This is a genomic window from Pseudomonas putida W15Oct28 (assembly GCF_000708715.2).
Classification (GTDB): Bacteria; Pseudomonadota; Gammaproteobacteria; order Pseudomonadales; family Pseudomonadaceae; genus Aquipseudomonas; species Aquipseudomonas putida_R.
The window spans coordinates 1-17,252 of sequence record NZ_JENB01000034.1 but is presented as its reverse complement, the minus strand read 5'-3'; the positions used below and the strand labels follow the sequence as shown (position 1 = coordinate 17,252).

Here is a 17,252-nt window from a genome sequence, read left to right as displayed (position 1 = left end):
CCTGGTTCTTGAAAGCCATCACGATTGTTGCCTGGTCGTTCGTGGGTGCTGGTAACCGCGCCAGTAACATGAGCAGTTTTCATGCAAATGGGCGATGCGCCTAAAAACCGCGCAACTTTGTTATGATTCCGCACCTTCTGATATTTGCCCGACCAGGTAGTTCCTATGTCCGACCGCAGCGCTCGTCTCCAAGCACTCCAGAACGCCCTCAAAGAGCGCATCCTGATCCTCGACGGCGGCATGGGTACTATGATCCAAAGCTACCGTCTCGAGGAACACGACTATCGTGGCACGCGCTTTGCCGATTGGCCAAGCGATGTAAAGGGTAACAACGATCTGTTGCTGCTCAGCCGCCCGGACGTGATCGCTGCCATCGAGAAAGCCTACCTCGATGCCGGGGCAGATATTCTCGAAACCAACACCTTCAACGCCACGCAGATTTCCCAGGCCGACTACGGCATGGAGTCGCTGGTTTACGAGCTGAACGTGGAAGGCGCGCGCATTGCCCGCCAGGTGGCCGATGCCAAGACTCTGGAAACGCCCGACAAGCCGCGTTTCGTCGCAGGCGTACTCGGCCCTACCAGCCGCACCTGCTCGATTTCCCCGGACGTCAACGACCCCAGCTACCGCAACGTCACCTTCGATGAGCTGGTAGAAAACTACATCGAGGCCACCCGTGGCCTGATCGAGGGCGGCGCCGACCTGATCCTGATCGAAACCATCTTCGACACCCTCAACGCCAAGGCGGCCATTTTTGCCGTGCAGCAGGTGTTCGAAGACGACGCGGTCGAACTGCCGATCATGATCTCCGGCACCATCACCGACGCCTCCGGCCGTACCCTGTCGGGCCAGACCACCGAAGCGTTCTGGAACTCGGTGCGCCACGCCAAGCCGATTTCCGTGGGCCTGAACTGCGCGCTCGGCGCCAAGGACCTGCGCCCTTACCTGGAAGAGCTGTCGACCAAGGCCGACACCCACGTTTCTGCCCACCCCAACGCCGGCCTGCCGAACGCCTTCGGCGAGTACGACGAAACCCCGGCCGAAATGGCTGCGGTGGTCGAGGAATTCGCTGCCAGCGGCTTCCTCAACATCATCGGCGGTTGCTGCGGTACCACCCCGGGCCACATCCAGGCCATTGCCGAAGCCGTGGGCAAATACAAGCCGCGCGAGATCCCGGAGATCGCCAAGGCCTGTCGCCTGTCCGGCCTGGAACCGTTCACCATCGATCGCCAGTCGCTGTTCGTCAACGTGGGTGAGCGCACCAACATCACCGGTTCCGCCAAGTTCGCCCGGCTGATCCGTGAAGAGAACTACACCGAAGCCCTGGAAGTCGCCCTGCAGCAGGTCGAGGCCGGCGCCCAGGTGATCGACATCAACATGGACGAAGGGATGCTCGACTCCCAGGCGGCCATGGTCCGTTTCCTCAACATGATCGCTGGCGAGCCGGACATTTCCCGCGTGCCGATCATGATCGACTCCTCCAAGTGGGAAGTGATCGAAGCCGGCCTGAAGTGCATTCAGGGCAAGGGCATCGTCAACTCCATTTCCATGAAGGAAGGCGTCGAGCAGTTCAAGCACCACGCCCGCCTGTGCAAGCGCTACGGTGCCGCCGTGGTGGTGATGGCTTTCGACGAGGTCGGCCAGGCCGACACCGCCGCGCGCAAGAAGGAAATCTGCAAGCGCAGCTACGACATTCTGGTCAACGAAGTGGGCTTCCCACCGGAAGACATCATCTTCGACCCGAACATCTTCGCCGTTGCCACGGGCATCGAAGAGCACAACAACTACGCCGTCGACTTCATCGAGGCCTGTGCCTATATCCGTGACCACCTGCCCCATGCGCTGACCTCTGGCGGTGTGTCCAACGTGTCGTTCTCGTTCCGTGGCAACAACCCGGTGCGCGAGGCGATCCACTCGGTGTTCCTGTTCCACGCCATCCGCAACGGCCTGACCATGGGTATCGTCAACGCCGGCCAGCTGGAGATCTACGACGAGATCCCGGCCCAGCTGCGTGAAAAGGTCGAGGACGTGGTGCTCAACCGCACGCCGGAAGGTACCGATGCCCTGCTGGCCATTGCCGACGACTACAAAGGCGGCGGCGCCATCAAGGAAGTCGAAAACGAGGCCTGGCGTTCGCTGCCGGTCGGCAAGCGCCTGGAGCACGCCCTGGTCAAAGGCATCACCGCGCACATCGTCGAGGATACCGAGGAGTGCCGCCAGCAGTGCGCACGCCCCATCGAGGTCATCGAAGGCCCGCTGATGAGCGGCATGAACGTGGTGGGCGACCTGTTCGGTGCAGGCAAGATGTTCCTGCCCCAGGTGGTCAAGTCGGCCCGTGTGATGAAGCAGGCCGTGGCGCACCTGATCCCGTTCATCGAAGCCGAAAAAGGCGACAAGCCAGAAGCCAAGGGCAAAATCCTGATGGCCACGGTAAAAGGTGACGTGCACGACATCGGCAAGAACATCGTCGGCGTGGTACTGGGCTGCAACGGTTACGACATCGTCGACCTCGGCGTGATGGTGCCGGCCGAGAAGATCCTGCAAACCGCCCGCGAACAGAAGTGCGACATCATCGGCCTGTCCGGCCTGATCACCCCGTCGCTGGACGAGATGGTGCATGTTGCCCGCGAAATGCAACGCCAGGGCTTCGAGCTGCCGCTGATGATCGGCGGCGCCACCACGTCCAAGGCGCACACCGCAGTCAAGATCGAACCCAAGTACAGCAACGACGCGGTCATCTACGTCACCGACGCCTCGCGTGCAGTCGGCGTGGCCACCCAGCTGCTGTCCAAAGAGCTCAAACCAGGCTTCGTCGAGAAGACTCGCCTGGAATACGTGGATGTGCGCGAGCGCACCGCCAACCGCAGCGCCCGCACCGAGCGCCTGAGCTACGACAAGGCCATCGCCGCCAAGCCACAGTACGACTGGGCCGGCTACCAGCCAGCGGTGCCCTCCTTCACCGGCGTCAAGGTGCTGGAAGACATCGACCTGCGCACCCTGGCCGAATACATCGACTGGACCCCGTTCTTCATCTCCTGGGACCTGGCCGGCAAGTTCCCGCGCATCCTCACCGACGAAGTGGTCGGCGAGGCTGCCACCTCGCTGTACAAGGATGCCCGCGAGATGCTCGACAAGCTGATCGACGAGAAGCTGATCAGCGCCCGCGCAGTGTTCGGCTTCTGGCCGGCCAACCAGGTGGCCGATGACGACATCGAGGTGTACGGCGAGGACGGCCAGGCGCTGGCCACCCTGCACCACCTGCGCCAGCAAACCATCAAGCCGGACGGCAAGCCCAACTGGTCGCTGGCCGACTTTGTTGCGCCAAAAGCCAGCGGCGTCACCGACTATGTGGGCGGGTTCATCACCACCGCCGGCATCGGTGCCGAGGAAGTGGCCAAGGCTTACCAGGACAAAGGCGACGACTACAGCTCGATCATGGTCAAGGCCCTGGCCGACCGCCTGGCCGAAGCCTGTGCCGAGTGGCTGCACGAGCAGGTGCGTAAAGAGCACTGGGGCTATGCCCGCGACGAGCACCTGGACAACGAAGCGCTGATCAAGGAGCAGTACAGCGGCATCCGCCCGGCACCGGGCTACCCGGCCTGCCCCGACCACACCGAGAAGGAAACCCTGTTCCGCCTGCTCGACGGCACCGCCATCGGCGAAACCGGGCCAAGCGGGGTGTTCCTGACCGAACACTTTGCAATGTTCCCGGCGGCGGCGGTCAGCGGCTGGTACTTTGCCCACCCGCAGGCGCAGTACTTTGCCGTGGGCAAGGTCGACAAGGACCAGATCGAACGTTACAGCGCGCGTAAAGGCCAGGATGTGAGCGTGAGCGAGCGCTGGCTGGCGCCGAACCTCGGGTACGACAACTAAGACTATTGGGGCCGCTTTGCGGCCCCAATGGCCACCTACACTGTCCCTGATTGCCTCTGATTCTTCAGGAGCCACCATGGACGATTCCAGCCAGGGCAAACCCCCGACCTTCTGGCAGATGCTGCACAGCATCCTCGCCGCCGCCTTTGGCGTGCAAAGCGGCAAGAACCGCGCCCGCGACTTCACCCACGGCAAGGCCAGCCATTTCATTGCGCTGGGGACGCTGTTCACCCTGGTGTTCATTGCTGTGCTGATCGGTTTGGTGCAACTGGCCCTACACCTTACTCGCTAGCCTGTGCTGGCCTCATCGCCGGCAAGCCAGCTCCCACAGGTACATCACTGCCCTTGAGGCATACGCTACACCTGTGGGAGCTGGCTTGCCGGCGATGAGGCCAGTACAGGCAGAACAAAAACGCCTGCGGGATTCCCCCCCGCAGGCGCTCTGGTTGCATCACGGTCTTGAAACTAAGGCTACTGGTGGCTGACCCAATACACGGCAGTGACCACCACCAGGACGATCAGGCAGAGGATCGCCCAGGCATCGACGCTGCTGTCAGCTTTGCGGACCTTGGTTGAGTTTCCCATTGCATTGCCTCTTGTAGTGGTTATGGGAATGCACTTCACAACCAGCAGTTAAGACGAGCAATGCCCTTCCCTCAAGCAGGGGCTTTCAATAGTCGACCGGTGACGTCAGGAACGGGTACTGGTAACTGGCCGGCCGCCCTTCGGCGCTGTAATGCAGAAAATCGACGCCATAGTCGGGCCGCTCCAGCAGTTTCAGCCACCGCCTGGCCTTGGCCTGGTCGATTGCCTGCAATACCGGAGCACTGTGCACGCGCGGGCCGCCGCGGTTCAGCGCCACCCCCTGGGCATCGTCGTGCAACATCACCATGGCCCAACCGCCAAGGGTGAAATGCCCGCCCATCAGCGCGCTCAAGCGCCCATCGATGCGCGCACGCAAGGCCTCTGGCGAACTGTTGACGGCGCCGAACAGCACGTCACGCCCCGGTGTGTGCCCGGCCTCCTCGAACGCCTGCATGGCGCCAAAGACCATCTCGTCATTGGCTGACCACACCAGCCGGGTGGCCGGGTACCGCTCCAGCAATTGCTGCGCCTGCTCATAGGCGCGCTCGCGACTCCAGCCGCCATATACCACCTGGCGCAGGCGTACCTGAGGGAAGTCGGCCAGGGCGCGGCGCATGCCCTCCTCGCGCAACTGCGAGGCCGGTGTGGTCTTGAACCCGGCAAAGGCCACCAGGTCCACCGCCCCTGCGTCGCGAGGCAGTTGTGCGACCATCAGGTGCAACATCTGGAAGCCCGCCTGCTCATCGTTGCTCATCAAGGTACCCAAAGGCTCGGCATACTTGTCGGGCTGGGCCTCGATGCTGCGGGCCTGGCTGGCAGTCAGGCCATTGTTGACCAGCAGCAGCTTCACACCGGTGCCACGCGACAGGCGCAGGATTTCCGGTGCCACGTACTGCTCGTTGACCAGCACAAGGTAATCCGGCCGCTGCGCCCCACTCAAGATCGCCCTGGCCTGGGTCAGCGCCAGATCGGCGCGGCGCTCGCTGTATTCCACGCGCAAGGACATGCCCAGTTCGTCCGCAGCGGCCTGCATGAAGCGGGTGTAGCTGGTCCAGAACGTCTCGGTGGACAGCCCCGGGTTGAGGAACACCACCGAGGCCGCCTGCGCATTTGCTGCCAGTGGCAGGGCAAGACACAAGCTTTGGCACAGGGCCTTGAGCATGGGGTCACATCTCTGCGAAGCAAACGCCGGATTATAAACGCCTGGCTACGGCCAGCGCACAAATGGCAGTCAGTCTCACATAGTTCATTTGGTTCTTTTCATATGCAAAAACATCACTTTAGCGCATAACCGCACTCTGATATCGTTCCCCGGCTCCGTACCGGAGTGCGCGGCCGTGCGCGCGAATAGCTGCATGCCTGAGACAGGACTTTTATGTACGTATACGACGAGTACGATCAGCGGATCATCGAGGACCGCGTCAAGCAGTTCCGTGATCAGACCCGCCGCTACCTGGCCGGTGAGCTGAGCGAAGAAGAATTCCGCCCTCTGCGCCTGCAGAACGGCCTCTACATCCAACGCTTCGCGCCGATGCTGCGTGTCGCCGTGCCGTACGGCCAGCTGAGCGCCCGCCAGGTCCGCACCCTGGCGAAGATCGCTCGCGACTACGACAAGGGCTACGCGCACATTTCCACCCGCCAGAACGTGCAGTACAACTGGCCGGCTCTGGAAGACATTCCGGACATTCTCGCCGAACTGGCCACCGTGCAGATGCACGCGATCCAGACCAGCGGCAACTGCCTGCGCAACACCACCACCGACCAGTTCGCCGGTGTGGCCGCAGACGAAATCATCGACCCGCGCCCGTGGTGCGAAATCGTCCGTCAGTGGACCACCTTCCACCCGGAATTCGCCTACCTGCCGCGCAAGTTCAAGATCGCCATCAACGGCTCGCAGGAAGACCGCGCCGCCATCGAAGTGCACGACATCGGCCTGGAGCCGGTGCGCAACGCTGCTGGCGAACTGGGCTTCCGTGTACTGGTCGGCGGCGGCCTGGGCCGTACCCCGGTGGTCGGCTCGTTCATCAATGAATTCCTGCCGTGGCAAGACCTGATCAGCTACCTGGACGCCATCCTGCGCGTGTACAACCGTTACGGTCGCCGTGACAACAAGTACAAGGCGCGGATCAAGATCCTGGTCAAGGCACTGACGCCTGAAGTGTTCGCCGAGAAGGTCGAGGCCGAAATGGTCCACCTGCGCGGCGGCAGCACCACACTGACCGAAGACGAAGTACTGCGCGTATCGCGCCATTTCGTCGACCCGGAGTACCTGGCCCTCGAAAACATCGACTACGCCGCCCAGGACGCCGAAAACCCAGGCTTTGCCCGTTGGCGCTCGCGTAACATCCGTGCCCACAAGCGCCCTGGCTACGTCGCTGTAACCCTGTCGCTGAAGCCTACCGGCGTTGCCCCGGGCGACCTCACCGACAAGCAGCTGGACGCCGTGGCCGACCTGGCCGAGCGCTACAGCTTCGGCTTCCTGCGTACCTCGCACGAACAGAACATCATCCTCGCCGACGTCGAGCAGCGTCAGCTGCACGCGCTGTGGCTGGAACTGCGCGAAGGCGGCTTCGCCACCCCGAACATCGGCCTGCTGACCGACATCATCTGCTGCCCGGGCGGTGACTACTGCTCGCTGGCAAACGCCAAGTCGATCCCGATCGCCGAGTCCATCCAGCGCCGTTTCGACGACCTGGACTACCTGTTCGACATCGGCGAAATCGACCTGAACATCTCTGGCTGCATGAACGCCTGCGGCCACCACCACGTGGGCCACATCGGCATCCTCGGCGTGGACAAGAAGGGTGAGGAGTTCTACCAGGTATCGCTGGGCGGCAATGCCGCGCGCGGCGCGAGCCTGGGCAAGATCCTCGGCCCGTCCTTCGCCCAGGATGCCATGGCCGATGTGATCGAGAAGCTGATCGCCGTGTACGTCGAGCAACGTACCGAGGAAGAGCGTTTCATCGACACCTACCAGCGTATCGGCATCGACCCCTTCAAGGAACGCGTCTATGCAGCGAATCATTAAGAACAACCAGATCGTCGACGAAACCTGGCACCTGCTGCCCAAGGAAACCTCGTTCGACGAGCTGACCAACTGCGACGACTACATCGTGCCGCTGCAGCTATGGCGTGACCATGCCCACGTGCTCAAGGCCCGCGACGGCGGCCTGGGCGTGTGGCTGGACAGCGACGAAGAAGCGGAAGAAATCGGCGAAGACGTGCAGTACTTCCAGGTCATCGCACTGAACTTCCCGGCCTTCACCGACGGGCGCAGCTACTCCAATGCGCGCCTGCTGCGTGACCGCTACAAGTTCAAGGGCGAGCTGCGCGCCATCGGCGATGTACTGCGCGACCAGCTGTTCTTCATGGCCCGTTGCGGTTTCGATGCGTTCGCCATCCGTGCCGACAAGGACCCGGAAGACGCGCTGCAAAGCCTCAAGGACTTCTCGGTGACCTACCAGGCCGCCACCGACGAGCCGCTGCCGCTGTTCCGTCGCCGCTGATCGTCCCGCTCCAGCGAACAGCCCGCCTCTCGGCGGGCTGTTTCGTTCATAGGCCCTGGCGCTGAATGGCCTCAGCACTCAACTCAAGTAAAAGCTGCCGTTGCGCTACCTCACGCTCTGCACTGATTTGCTCGGTTTGCATGAGATAGTCGGTATCGCCCAGCGTTTTCGATTGCTCGAACAACGCATCCAGACGCTGCTGGAAAGGCTCGTCCATGCGGCTAAATCGCGCGGCCTGATGCTCGTTCAGGTAGGCCTGCCAATACGTTCGGTCTGCCAAAGACTGAGCCAGGGTTTGTGGCGTTTCCTCCTGCAGAACCTCGCTGCGTGCCAAGTCCAGGTCTTCACGGTCAACCCCGCTGAAACTCGCGTACGACAGATGGTCGGGCTGCGCAGGGAGGTCGAGACTGTCCGCCAGCTTGACACGGTAGGTCAGGTAAACCTCGACGGGGTCGTCCGAAAACTGTTCGGCAACATGCCGGGCCGCGATCGCGTTTACCTTGTCCAGGCGGGACAAGGAACGCCCCAGCCTCACCAGCGCTCGCTCCGTCTGCAACCCATCACCGGCGGCTCCAGCCCTGGCAACCATCGCACCCACCTCCAGCTCGCTGAGCGTCAGCAGCAACTCGTCACTGCAACTACGCGGCCGACTGGCCTGTTCGAACAAGCGCGTGCGCACCTCGGCATGCTGTTCACAGGCCTCGAGGATCTGCCATACACGCGCCCGAAGGTCACGGGGTTGGGTGTGGTATTCAGTGGTGTCGCGCAGGTCCGAGATAAAGCGAAACAAATCGCTTGCGCCGTCCTCCTGGCGCAGACGATTCCAGCGCGTCAACCGCAATTCGCGCTGGGTGGAGGTAAAGCCTGACAACCAGGGGGCCGCAGCACTCGGGCTCGGTGAAGCGTGGGCCAGCGCTCGACGCTCCGGCGTACCGGCAGCCGCTCTGGCCAATTGCAGGCGCTGGAGGGTCTCGTCCGAGATCGGATTTTCGTGCAACTCCAGGCCCTGCAACAAACGTAGCGGCACCACAGACAGTGCTTCGGGCAACGTCTGAATCTGATTATCACGCAAGTCCAGCAATTCCAGATTGCCGTGCCTGGCCAGATCAGCGGGCAAGGCGCCCATGCCCGTGTTACGCAATGAAAGCCGGCGCAACAGCGGGAAGGATGCCAATGGCGGTAGCAGCCCCACTGGGTTGCCGTTCAGTTCAAGCCAGCGCAGACCCGTAAGTTGGCTTAGCCGCAGGTTGTCAGCGTTGGACAGTACTATCTGGTTGCCGCCAAGCTGCAGGTTTCTCAATTCGGCCAGATGCTCGATACCCGGCGGAAGGCGTGTCAACCGGTTGCCGCGCAAGTCCAGGTTGCGCACCTTGCTGAAGCGGCCTAGGAAGCCCGGCTCCAGGGTGGTCATCTGCATGTCGCGCAGGGTCAGGTGTGTGATGTGGTCGAACGCCACGTTGTCAGGCAAGGCCGGCAGATCACCCACCCGGTCACCCACGATGGTCAGGTGGTAATCCCCCGCCACCTCCCCGGGAGACAAGCGCCGCCAGCTCGACGTAATGCGCCTGGCAACCTTGATGCGACTCAAGCGGCGAATAATGTTCAACCCCGGTTCATTGCGCCAGGTGTGCAATGCCTGCTTGAGGCTGCCCTTGGCCTGCAACAGTTGGCTGACATGGTCCCACGGCTCCATTCCCCGTTGAGCCAGGTCTTGCAGGTATGACTCCAGCTGCTCGCTACTCATCAGCGGGAACACATGATTCAACGTGCGCCGCAGTGCCTGGCGGGTACCCGACAGGTGGCCACTGAGCGGGTAGCCCAGACGCCCATCGAACAACCGCAAAGGAGGGCGTATCCCCTGCCCTACCGGTGCCAGCCCAATCAGTCGGGCTGCCGCCTCTCGGTCGGCAAAGGCATCGGCCAGGCCCCCCTGCGTGAGCTTTTCGGTATCACCATTTACCGCAGCGCACTGGCGCAGCCCTGCACAGGCGCGATCAATCCGGCTGTCGCGCACTGCCCAACGTGCACGCTCCGCCAGGGTGAGCGGCACCCGACCCGCGTCGTTCAGGCTCTCGAGTTCGATACTATTCGCCTGCTCGACAATTTCCCGTGCGCAGCGGTGGGAGAGGCTGGGGAAATCCCGCATCAGCACCCGGTCCGCAGCCTGCGGGTTGACCTGCCGCTCGCTGAATACCTCCTCGAATGCCTCACCCCGCAGCGCCGGGAAATCATTGTGCAGTTGCCAGCGCTCGATGGCATCGAGCAAACGCGCCGGCGGTGGTGCGTTCTCCAGAAGTAGCCGGCGCAGCTGGTCAGCATCGTAGCCTGTGACCTGCAAGGCGACGGCTGACGCCTCGTCGGAAACCGCCGCCGTGCGGCTGCTAAGGCGGCGAACCATGTAGGCGGCGTCCTGCCAGCGCTGCGGCTGCTCGAACTCATGCACCCATCCCCCGGCACCATTGTGCTCAAGCGCCGGTACATAAGCCCCCGGCCTCGATGGATGATGAATACGCCATGCGCCATCGTCGCCTTCGCTTACCTCATAGACAGCGTCGTGCAGGCGCCTCAGCGAACGGCCATTTTCATTGATGGCCTGCCCTACCATCAGCTCGACGTCATCAAGCTGATAAACCGACAAGCCCGGATCACACAGGCGCAACTGGCCATCCGCGAGGCTTACCGGCACCAGGGCATCCACATGTGCCACTCGCTGAGCAAGCTTGCCGAGCGCCGCCGCCCCGGTAGCCGTCACCGCCCCCATCGCCACCGTTTCGGCCACGTTGAACAGGTGGCCCAAAGCAGCGTTGCGATCACCCAACTGCCAATCCTGGTAGCCTTCGTATACCTCGCCCGCCAATTGCACTACGGCAAGCCCCAGCATGGCCTGGCCTAACACGGGCACAAACAGCGCTGCCAGGCCTGCCACGCTCAGACCCAAGTCCAGGTAGCCCTGCAGGCGAGCGCGGCGGGCGGCGATATCCTCATCCTCTGTTGATACCGCCAATACCCGTGCGTCATCCAGCATCTTGTCGAGCTTGGCTTCGCGCAGCGCGGCAAACACCTCGCCCTCGATCGCAAAACAGCGGCCATCCAGCTCGAGCGGTAACACCGTATTACCGTGGCTCAGCAGCGCGTTTAGAGCCGTGTAGAGGGCGACGCGATCACGCTCTGCGACGAAGCGCTGGAAGTACTGGCGATACGCCTCACTACGCAAGCGCATGCCAAGCGTCATGTACAACAGGTCCCAGCTGGCATGCCAACTCACGGGGGCATAGAGGTCCTCGGGCAACCACGCGATAACGCCAAGCAGACGGGCGTTCTGACGCACTTCGATCGCCAATGCGCCAATCACCTTCTTGCCCAGCAGCCTCAGGGTATGGCACTTCAACACGGTGTTGTCAGCGGGCGCTGAAGGTGCTGTGTTCACAATGCGGTTGATACGCTGATAGGTCAGCTCATCAATTTCACCCTTGACCCTGGCGACCACCGCAGCAACCTCCAGGTTGGCGCTCAACGCCTCCTCCACGATGGCCTCGACCGCCAGGCCGGGCATCCTTTCGGCTTCCAGCTGCGACCTCAAATGGCTTTGATAATGCCGACCGATGTCGAGGCTGCGACAGAGGTGGACAAAAACCTCCGCGCTCACTGGCAGCCGCTTTCCGCTTGCATTGACCAACTTCGAGCCTGTGGCGAACCAGCCTGGTTGAGTTTCAATTTCGTGGAAGTTGTGGAGCGCCGCCGAAAGCAGCGACTGGGTGCTTTCAACCCGAGTCGAAGGGGATGGCAAGGTAGGCGATATCGGCGGGTTTGGCCGCAGCGTCACCAAATTGACCTGGGCCAGGCGCAGGTCTGTCTGCGTAATCGAATGTGCCGCGAGCGCGCTTTTGAGCAACGACTCGGCGAACTCATCCAGGGGCAGGATGGCCTGCAATCTGTCGCTGAGCTGGTCCTGCGCCCGTTGCTGACGCAGGGAAGCTGCGCGCAGCAATGTCATGTGCTCGGTAGAAGCACCTTTGAGCCAACCTGGCAGCTGACGGGCAATCAGCGCATCGATGGAGTCAGCAGGTATTACTGAAGTGGTCATGGTCAGCCTGTCCGCTTGATAAAGGCGCCAGCTGACCAAGTTTTCAACCTGTTCTGGCCATACTTATGTAACGAAGGCACAGCTTGAAAAATGATTCTTGCCTACCGTTCAAATGACTTTGACGCAGCAGCCGCTTATTCGCTGCCTTCTGAACCTGCACACTGGTCGTCACATGATCCTCCCCCACCTTTCTGGAGTAACTCCATGAACGTTCCCTCCTTCGGCCTCGGCACATTCCGCCTCACCGGCCAAGCGGTTATCGACTCGGTCAAATCGGCCCTGGCGCTGGGCTACCGCGTCATCGACACCGCACAGATCTACAAGAACGAAGCCGAAGTCGGCCAAGCCATCGCCGAAAGCGGCGTGCCGCGCAGCGAGCTGTTCATCACCACCAAGATCTGGGTCGACAACTATGCGGCCGACAAGCTGATTTCCAGCCTGCGTGAAAGCCTGGAAAAACTGCGCACCGACCACGTCGACCTGCTGCTGATCCACTGGCCGGCGCCGGGCAACGGCGTGGAGCTGCGCGAGTACATGACTGCGCTGGCCGAAGCGAAGAAGCTGGGGCTGACCCGCCAGATCGGTGTGTCCAACTTCAACATCGACCTGACCCGCCAGGCCATCGACGTCGTCGGCAAGGGCGAAATTGCCACCAACCAGATCGAACTCAGCCCGTACCTGCAGAACAGCAAGCTGGCCGCGTTTCTCAAGGAGCAGGGCATTACCGTCACCTCGTACATGACCCTGGCCTACGGCAAGGTGCTGAAAGACCCGGTACTGGCCGAAATCGCAGCCAAGCACAAGGCCACAGTCGCCCAGGTTGCACTGGCCTGGGCCCTGCAGTTGGGCTACGCGGTGATCCCCTCGTCAACCAAGCGTGAGAACCTGGCCAGCAACCTGCTCGCCCGTGATCTGAAGCTGGACGCCGACGACATGGCACGCATCGCCACGCTCGAACGCAATGGCCGCGAGGTCAGCCCTGACGGCCTGGCGCCGGCCTGGGACTGATGTAAGCCGGTACAGAGGGACTGCGCCAGGCATGAAATCATGCATTGTTCCACGCGCTGCAATTATGAAGTGCCTGGCGCATCCATTCTCTCATTCGGGCATCGGCGGCTAATCTGCTACACGTAAACCGACCCGAGGAGTACCGCGATGTCCCGCCCACCCCTTCCGCCCTTCACCCGCGAAAGCGCCATCGAAAAGGTCCGCCTGGCCGAAGATGGCTGGAACGGCCGCGACCCGGCCAAAGTTGCACTCGCCTATACCCCTGATACGGTCTGGCGCAACCGCGCCGAGTTCCCCCGTGGGCGTGCCGAGGTCGAGGCATTCCTGACCCGTAAATGGAACCACGAACTGGAGTACCGCCTGATCAAGGAACTGTGGGCCTTCACCGGCAACCGCATCGCAGTGCGCTATGCCTACGAGTACCACGACGACAGCGGCCAGTGGTTTCGTGCCTATGGCAACGAAAACTGGGAGTTTGCCGAAGACGGGCTGATGCAGAACCGCCATTCGAGCATCAACGAACACCCCATCAGCGAAGGCGAACGCAAATTCCGCTGGCCGCTTGGGCGCCGCCCGGATGACCACCCCGGGCTCAGCGAGCTGGGCCTCTGATCAACCCAGTGGCAGCACGACCCTGGCTTGCAAGCCGCCACCGGGGCGGTTGCTCAGGGTCAGGCTGCCGCCTTGCTCCAGCACGATGGCCCGTGCGGCGGGCAGGCCCAGCCCCACACCGCCAGTGTCGCGGTTGCGTGAGCCTTCGATACGGTAAAACGGCACAAATACCTGCTCCTGCAGCGCCGGCGCAATGCCCGGGCCGCGGTCCTGCACGGTTATCTCGATCTGCCTGGCACTTACCGCCAACACCACCGATGGCTCGCGGCCGTACTTGGCGGCATTGTCGATCAAGTTGACCAACACCCGCTTGATACCCACCGGCCGCCCTGTATACACACAACGGCGCGGCCCGCTGAGGCCGACCTCGACACCCGCATCCTTGAAATCGTCTACCACGGTGAGCAGCAACTCGCCCAGGTCGAATACGGTCGTCTGTTCCAGCCGCGCATCATCACGGAAAAACGCCAGCGCGGCGTCGACCATCGCCTGCATCTCGTCGACGTCCTTGAACAACTTGGCCTGTAGCTGGGCATCGTCGATGAACTCGGCGCGCAAGCGCATGCGCGTTAGCGGTGCGCGCAAGTCGTGGGAGATTGCCGCCAGCATCTGGGTACGGTCGTTCAGGTAATGCTTGAGCTGGGCCTGGGTGGCATTGAACGCAAGAATGGCCTGACGCAGGTCGTGCGGGCCAACCACCGGAATCGGCGGGGCGTTGAAGTCCTTGCCAAACCGGCGTACCCCCTCGGCAAAGCGCTCCAGCGGCTTGGCCAGATAGCGCGTGGCCAATAGTGCGACGGCCAGGCTGGAAACCAGCATCAACACCAGGACAATCAAGTTGCGCGGCAGCTCGTCCAAGCCCCAGCTGCGGTCTGTGGCGCGAAACAGCACCCACGACTTGTCGGTCAGCTCGATCATCAAGGCATAGCCTCGTTCAGAGGTATATTCCGGCATGTCGGACGGCTCGAACGCTTCGACCCTGGCATCCGGGCGCTTGAGCAATGCACGCAGGATAGGCGTGCCCTCGCGGAATTCGGCATCGACCAACGCTGGCACCCCCGCCTCGTCATGGCGTCGCAACCATCGCACGGAATAAGAGCCATCACCCGCCGCGCTGGCGATAGTGGCACGCTGCGCCATGGGCGCGGCATCGAGGATGCGGGTCACCGCTGCGACCTTCTCGATCACCCCGCTCTCCAGCAGCGGTGGTTGCGCCCACACGCTCAGCAGCAGGCTGAACAGCCCCTTGAGCAGCAGCAGGAACAGCATTGCCGTCAGCGTGGTCAACGCAATCCACCGGGCAATGGTGATTCGGGGTTGCGGCAGGGCCTGGCGAGCCCTGGCAAACAGGCTCATCGCTTCGCGACCGTGGGGGTGAACAGGTAACCGGCGTTGCGCAGTGTACGGATCAAGGGTTCATGGCCATTGTCGGTTTCAAGCTTACGGCGCAGCCGGCTTACTTGCACGTCAATGCTGCGGTCATAGGCGTCGTAGGCATCGCCACGGGCCATGTCCAGCAATTGCTGGCGGCTGAGCACTCGGCGCGGGTGTTCGGCAAACACCAGCAGCAGTTCGAATTCGCCATTGGACAAGGGGATCATGACGTTGTCCGGCGAGCGCAACTCGCGACGCACCACGTCCAGTTGCCAGCCGGCAAACTCAAGGCTGCCACTGGAGTGGCCCGCCGTGCCCACTGCGGTTTCGCCGGCCCGACGTAAAACCGCCCTCACGCGTGCCAGCAGTTCGCGGGCAGCAAACGGCTTGGTCACGTAGTCGTCAGCCCCCAGCTCCAGGCCCACAACCCGGTCGCTCAACTCGCCCATGGCCGTGAGCATGATCACCGCCACCTTGTGTTCGGCCAGCAGCCGCTGGCACAACACCAGGCCGCTGTCGCCGGGCAGCATTACATCGAGGATGACCAGGTCAGGTACCCGCCGGTCAAGCGCTTGCCACAGCCCCTGGCCATCCCGGGCCACGTCCACTTCGTAACCATGCTGGCGAAAAAACTTCTGCAGCAGGTCAAGCACCTCGACATCATCGTCGACTATCAGCAAATGGCTCACGAACACGCACCACAAACGAGGTAAACAACCCGTACTTTAAGGCCATGCCCCCGCAGTCGTCATATATTTCAACCCGGAAACAAAGTGTCAGTGCCGAGACGATTCAGACATTACCGGGCAACGAACATTGCGCAGCATCGCCGCCAGTTCTTGCCAGGAATGACTTATGTCCCGTTCATCATCCACCTCACGCTCGGCGCGCTCTGCTGCGCTGGTATTGTCGCTGCTCGCGGCCGGAGGCTGTAGCCAACGCGCACACGCCACCAGCGCCTGCGGCAATCTCGCCTATCAGGTCAGTGACCCGCTGGAGCCGGCCAACCGCGCCGTATTCGCCTTCAACCGCACGGTCGACGACTACCTGCTGGCCCCTGTCGCCCGGGGCTATGGCACGCTGCCCGGCTTCGCCCGGCAGGGCGTGCACAATTTTGCCAACAACTTCGGCGAGCCCAAGGTGTTCGTCAATGACCTGCTGCAGGGCAACGGCGAACGGGCAATGACCAGCCTTACACGCTTCATCTTCAACACTACCCTGGGTGTGGCGGGGGTTGTCGATGTGGCAGGCAACATGGGCTTGAGCCAGCACAGGTCAGACTTCGGCCAGACCTTCGGGGTTTGGGGCGTCGCCAATGGCCCCACCGTCGAACTGCCGCTGTTGGGTACACACAACCTGCGCGACGCAACGGGCAGCGTGTTGAGCCTGGCGGTGGACCCGTTCGGCGACAACAGCGATACCGTCGACACCCTCAGTACCGTGGCCACCGCTGGGCACGTGGTGGACAGCCGTGCCGCCGCGCTCCCGTTGACCGACCTGCTACAAACCTGGCCCGATTATTACCTGGCGCTGCGCGACTACACCGCGCAGCAACGCCGCCATCTCGTAGCAGAAGGCAAGGCCGGCAAGCCCGGAACGTGGCAAGCCAACTGCCCGCAGGTAATCGGCCATGAATGACGCCCAGGCCGCCATGCTGCTGTTCCGGCGCCTGGAGGGCGCCGCCCGGCAACCGCTGTTGCTGCACGAACTGGAGGCCAGGTTGTCTGCCGACGGCCGTAACCTGGTCCTCAGCCGCTATCGCGAACGCTATACCGCCGAAGGCAAACCTTACCGGCACGAGGCTCACCGCAGCGTGCCGATCGCAGCACTGTTACGCTGGATGGCGCGGCACGAGCGATGAATCTGAAGCAAGCCGGGTATTGATCTTTCACCGCGATCAACTGTAGGGGCGGCCTTGCGTCGCGAAAAGGCTGCATAGCAGCCCCATCGATTTGTGCATCAATGCTGAAATCCCGGGGCTGCCATGCAGCCCTTTCGCGACGCAAGGCCGCTCCTACAGGGAGATCACTAGCCTCAGGTGTGGGAGCAACTGTCTTCTTGTGGAAGCTGGCCTCGCCGGCGATGGGGGGCGTAGCGCCCTAGGCCCGGCTGTGCCGGGCAACGCCAGCAAGGCTTGCTCCTACGAGTGAGCTATTTGCTCCTTCCAGGGCGTTCCGGTCTTGAGCATCGCATTTAGCCGCACTATCAAT

Annotated in this window: 12 protein-coding genes; 8 read left to right on the top strand and 4 right to left on the bottom strand. The window is 62.4% G+C overall.

Features of this window, described 5'->3' with window-relative positions; all coding sequences use genetic code 11:
• Positions 1-165: 165 nt before the first annotated feature.
• Together metH and AK81_RS20710 are read left to right on the top strand one after the other, a co-directional pair.
• Positions 166-3,873, top strand: coding sequence for a methionine synthase (gene metH, locus AK81_RS20715; protein ID WP_043201997.1), 3,708 nt, complete (start codon positions 166-168; stop codon positions 3,871-3,873).
• 76 nt (positions 3,874-3,949) lie between these two features.
• Complete coding sequence (locus AK81_RS20710) at positions 3,950-4,165, top strand: DUF2970 domain-containing protein (protein ID WP_043201995.1); 216 nt, start codon at positions 3,950-3,952, stop codon at positions 4,163-4,165.
• Positions 4,166-4,543: 378 nt separating this feature from the next.
• On the opposite strand, the gene AK81_RS20705 is transcribed toward AK81_RS20710, so the two are convergent.
• Positions 4,544-5,620: an ABC transporter substrate-binding protein gene (locus AK81_RS20705; RefSeq protein WP_043201993.1), complete on the bottom strand. Its 1,077-nt coding sequence runs from the start codon at positions 5,618-5,620 to the stop codon at positions 4,544-4,546.
• 213 nt (positions 5,621-5,833) lie between these two features.
• Between AK81_RS20705 and AK81_RS20700 the strand changes: the two genes are divergently transcribed.
• Entirely contained in the window at positions 5,834-7,486 is a 1,653-nt protein-coding gene (locus tag AK81_RS20700; RefSeq protein WP_043201991.1) for a nitrite/sulfite reductase, read from the top strand.
• The gene (locus tag AK81_RS20695) at positions 7,470-7,964 is read left to right on the top strand and encodes a DUF934 domain-containing protein (protein ID WP_016485947.1); all 495 of its coding nucleotides are present in this window, start codon (positions 7,470-7,472) and stop codon (positions 7,962-7,964) included. The genes AK81_RS20700 and AK81_RS20695 overlap by 17 nt, the downstream gene beginning before the upstream one ends.
• Before the next feature lie 46 nt (positions 7,965-8,010).
• Here AK81_RS20695 and AK81_RS20690 read toward each other — a convergent pair whose 3' ends face one another.
• Positions 8,011-12,048, bottom strand: a complete 4,038-nt coding sequence (locus tag AK81_RS20690) for an NEL-type E3 ubiquitin ligase domain-containing protein (RefSeq protein ID WP_043202055.1) — start codon at positions 12,046-12,048, stop codon at positions 8,011-8,013.
• Positions 12,049-12,252: 204 nt separating this feature from the next.
• Here AK81_RS20690 and dkgB point away from each other — a divergent pair, with 204 nt between their 5' ends.
• Both dkgB and AK81_RS20680 read left to right on the top strand, forming a co-directional pair.
• Positions 12,253-13,056 (top strand): 2,5-didehydrogluconate reductase DkgB, encoded by an 804-nt coding sequence (gene dkgB / locus AK81_RS20685; protein ID WP_043201989.1) that lies wholly within the window; start codon positions 12,253-12,255, stop codon positions 13,054-13,056.
• Between the two features lie 147 nt (positions 13,057-13,203).
• Positions 13,204-13,668 carry a DUF1348 family protein gene (locus AK81_RS20680; protein WP_043201987.1) on the top strand — a complete coding sequence of 155 codons (465 nt, stop codon included), beginning with the start codon at positions 13,204-13,206 and terminating at the stop codon, positions 13,666-13,668.
• Here AK81_RS20680 and AK81_RS20675 read toward each other — a convergent pair whose 3' ends face one another.
• Complete coding sequence (locus AK81_RS20675) at positions 13,669-15,024, bottom strand: ATP-binding protein (RefSeq protein ID WP_043201984.1); 1,356 nt, start codon at positions 15,022-15,024, stop codon at positions 13,669-13,671.
• The gene (locus AK81_RS20670) at positions 15,021-15,731 is read right to left on the bottom strand and encodes a response regulator (RefSeq protein WP_043201982.1); all 711 of its coding nucleotides are present in this window, start codon (positions 15,729-15,731) and stop codon (positions 15,021-15,023) included. The genes AK81_RS20675 and AK81_RS20670 overlap by 4 nt, the downstream gene beginning before the upstream one ends.
• Positions 15,732-15,897: 166 nt before the next feature.
• Here AK81_RS20670 and AK81_RS20665 point away from each other — a divergent pair, with 166 nt between their 5' ends.
• A complete protein-coding gene (locus tag AK81_RS20665) occupies positions 15,898-16,680 on the top strand; it encodes an MlaA family lipoprotein (RefSeq protein WP_043201979.1) in 783 nt (260 codons plus the stop codon).
• The gene (locus AK81_RS20660; RefSeq protein ID WP_043201977.1) at positions 16,673-16,903 is read left to right on the top strand and encodes a hypothetical protein; all 231 of its coding nucleotides are present in this window, start codon (positions 16,673-16,675) and stop codon (positions 16,901-16,903) included. Before AK81_RS20665 ends, AK81_RS20660 begins: the two co-directional genes overlap by 8 nt.
• Positions 16,904-17,252 lie beyond the last annotated feature (349 nt).

Coding starts and splice junctions, on each gene's coding strand:
- metH (WP_043201997.1), top strand. CDS start 166: ATGTCCGACCGCAGCGCTCGTCTCCAAGCACTCCAGAACGCCCTCAAA.
- AK81_RS20710 (WP_043201995.1), top strand. CDS start 3,950: ATGGACGATTCCAGCCAGGGCAAACCCCCGACCTTCTGGCAGATGCTG.
- AK81_RS20705 (WP_043201993.1), bottom strand. CDS start 5,620: ATGCTCAAGGCCCTGTGCCAAAGCTTGTGTCTTGCCCTGCCACTGGCA.
- AK81_RS20700 (WP_043201991.1), top strand. CDS start 5,834: ATGTACGTATACGACGAGTACGATCAGCGGATCATCGAGGACCGCGTC.
- AK81_RS20695 (WP_016485947.1), top strand. CDS start 7,470: ATGCAGCGAATCATTAAGAACAACCAGATCGTCGACGAAACCTGGCAC.
- AK81_RS20690 (WP_043202055.1), bottom strand. CDS start 12,048: ATGACCACTTCAGTAATACCTGCTGACTCCATCGATGCGCTGATTGCC.
- dkgB (WP_043201989.1), top strand. CDS start 12,253: ATGAACGTTCCCTCCTTCGGCCTCGGCACATTCCGCCTCACCGGCCAA.
- AK81_RS20680 (WP_043201987.1), top strand. CDS start 13,204: ATGTCCCGCCCACCCCTTCCGCCCTTCACCCGCGAAAGCGCCATCGAA.
- AK81_RS20675 (WP_043201984.1), bottom strand. CDS start 15,024: ATGAGCCTGTTTGCCAGGGCTCGCCAGGCCCTGCCGCAACCCCGAATC.
- AK81_RS20665 (WP_043201979.1), top strand. CDS start 15,898: ATGTCCCGTTCATCATCCACCTCACGCTCGGCGCGCTCTGCTGCGCTG.
- AK81_RS20660 (WP_043201977.1), top strand. CDS start 16,673: ATGAATGACGCCCAGGCCGCCATGCTGCTGTTCCGGCGCCTGGAGGGC.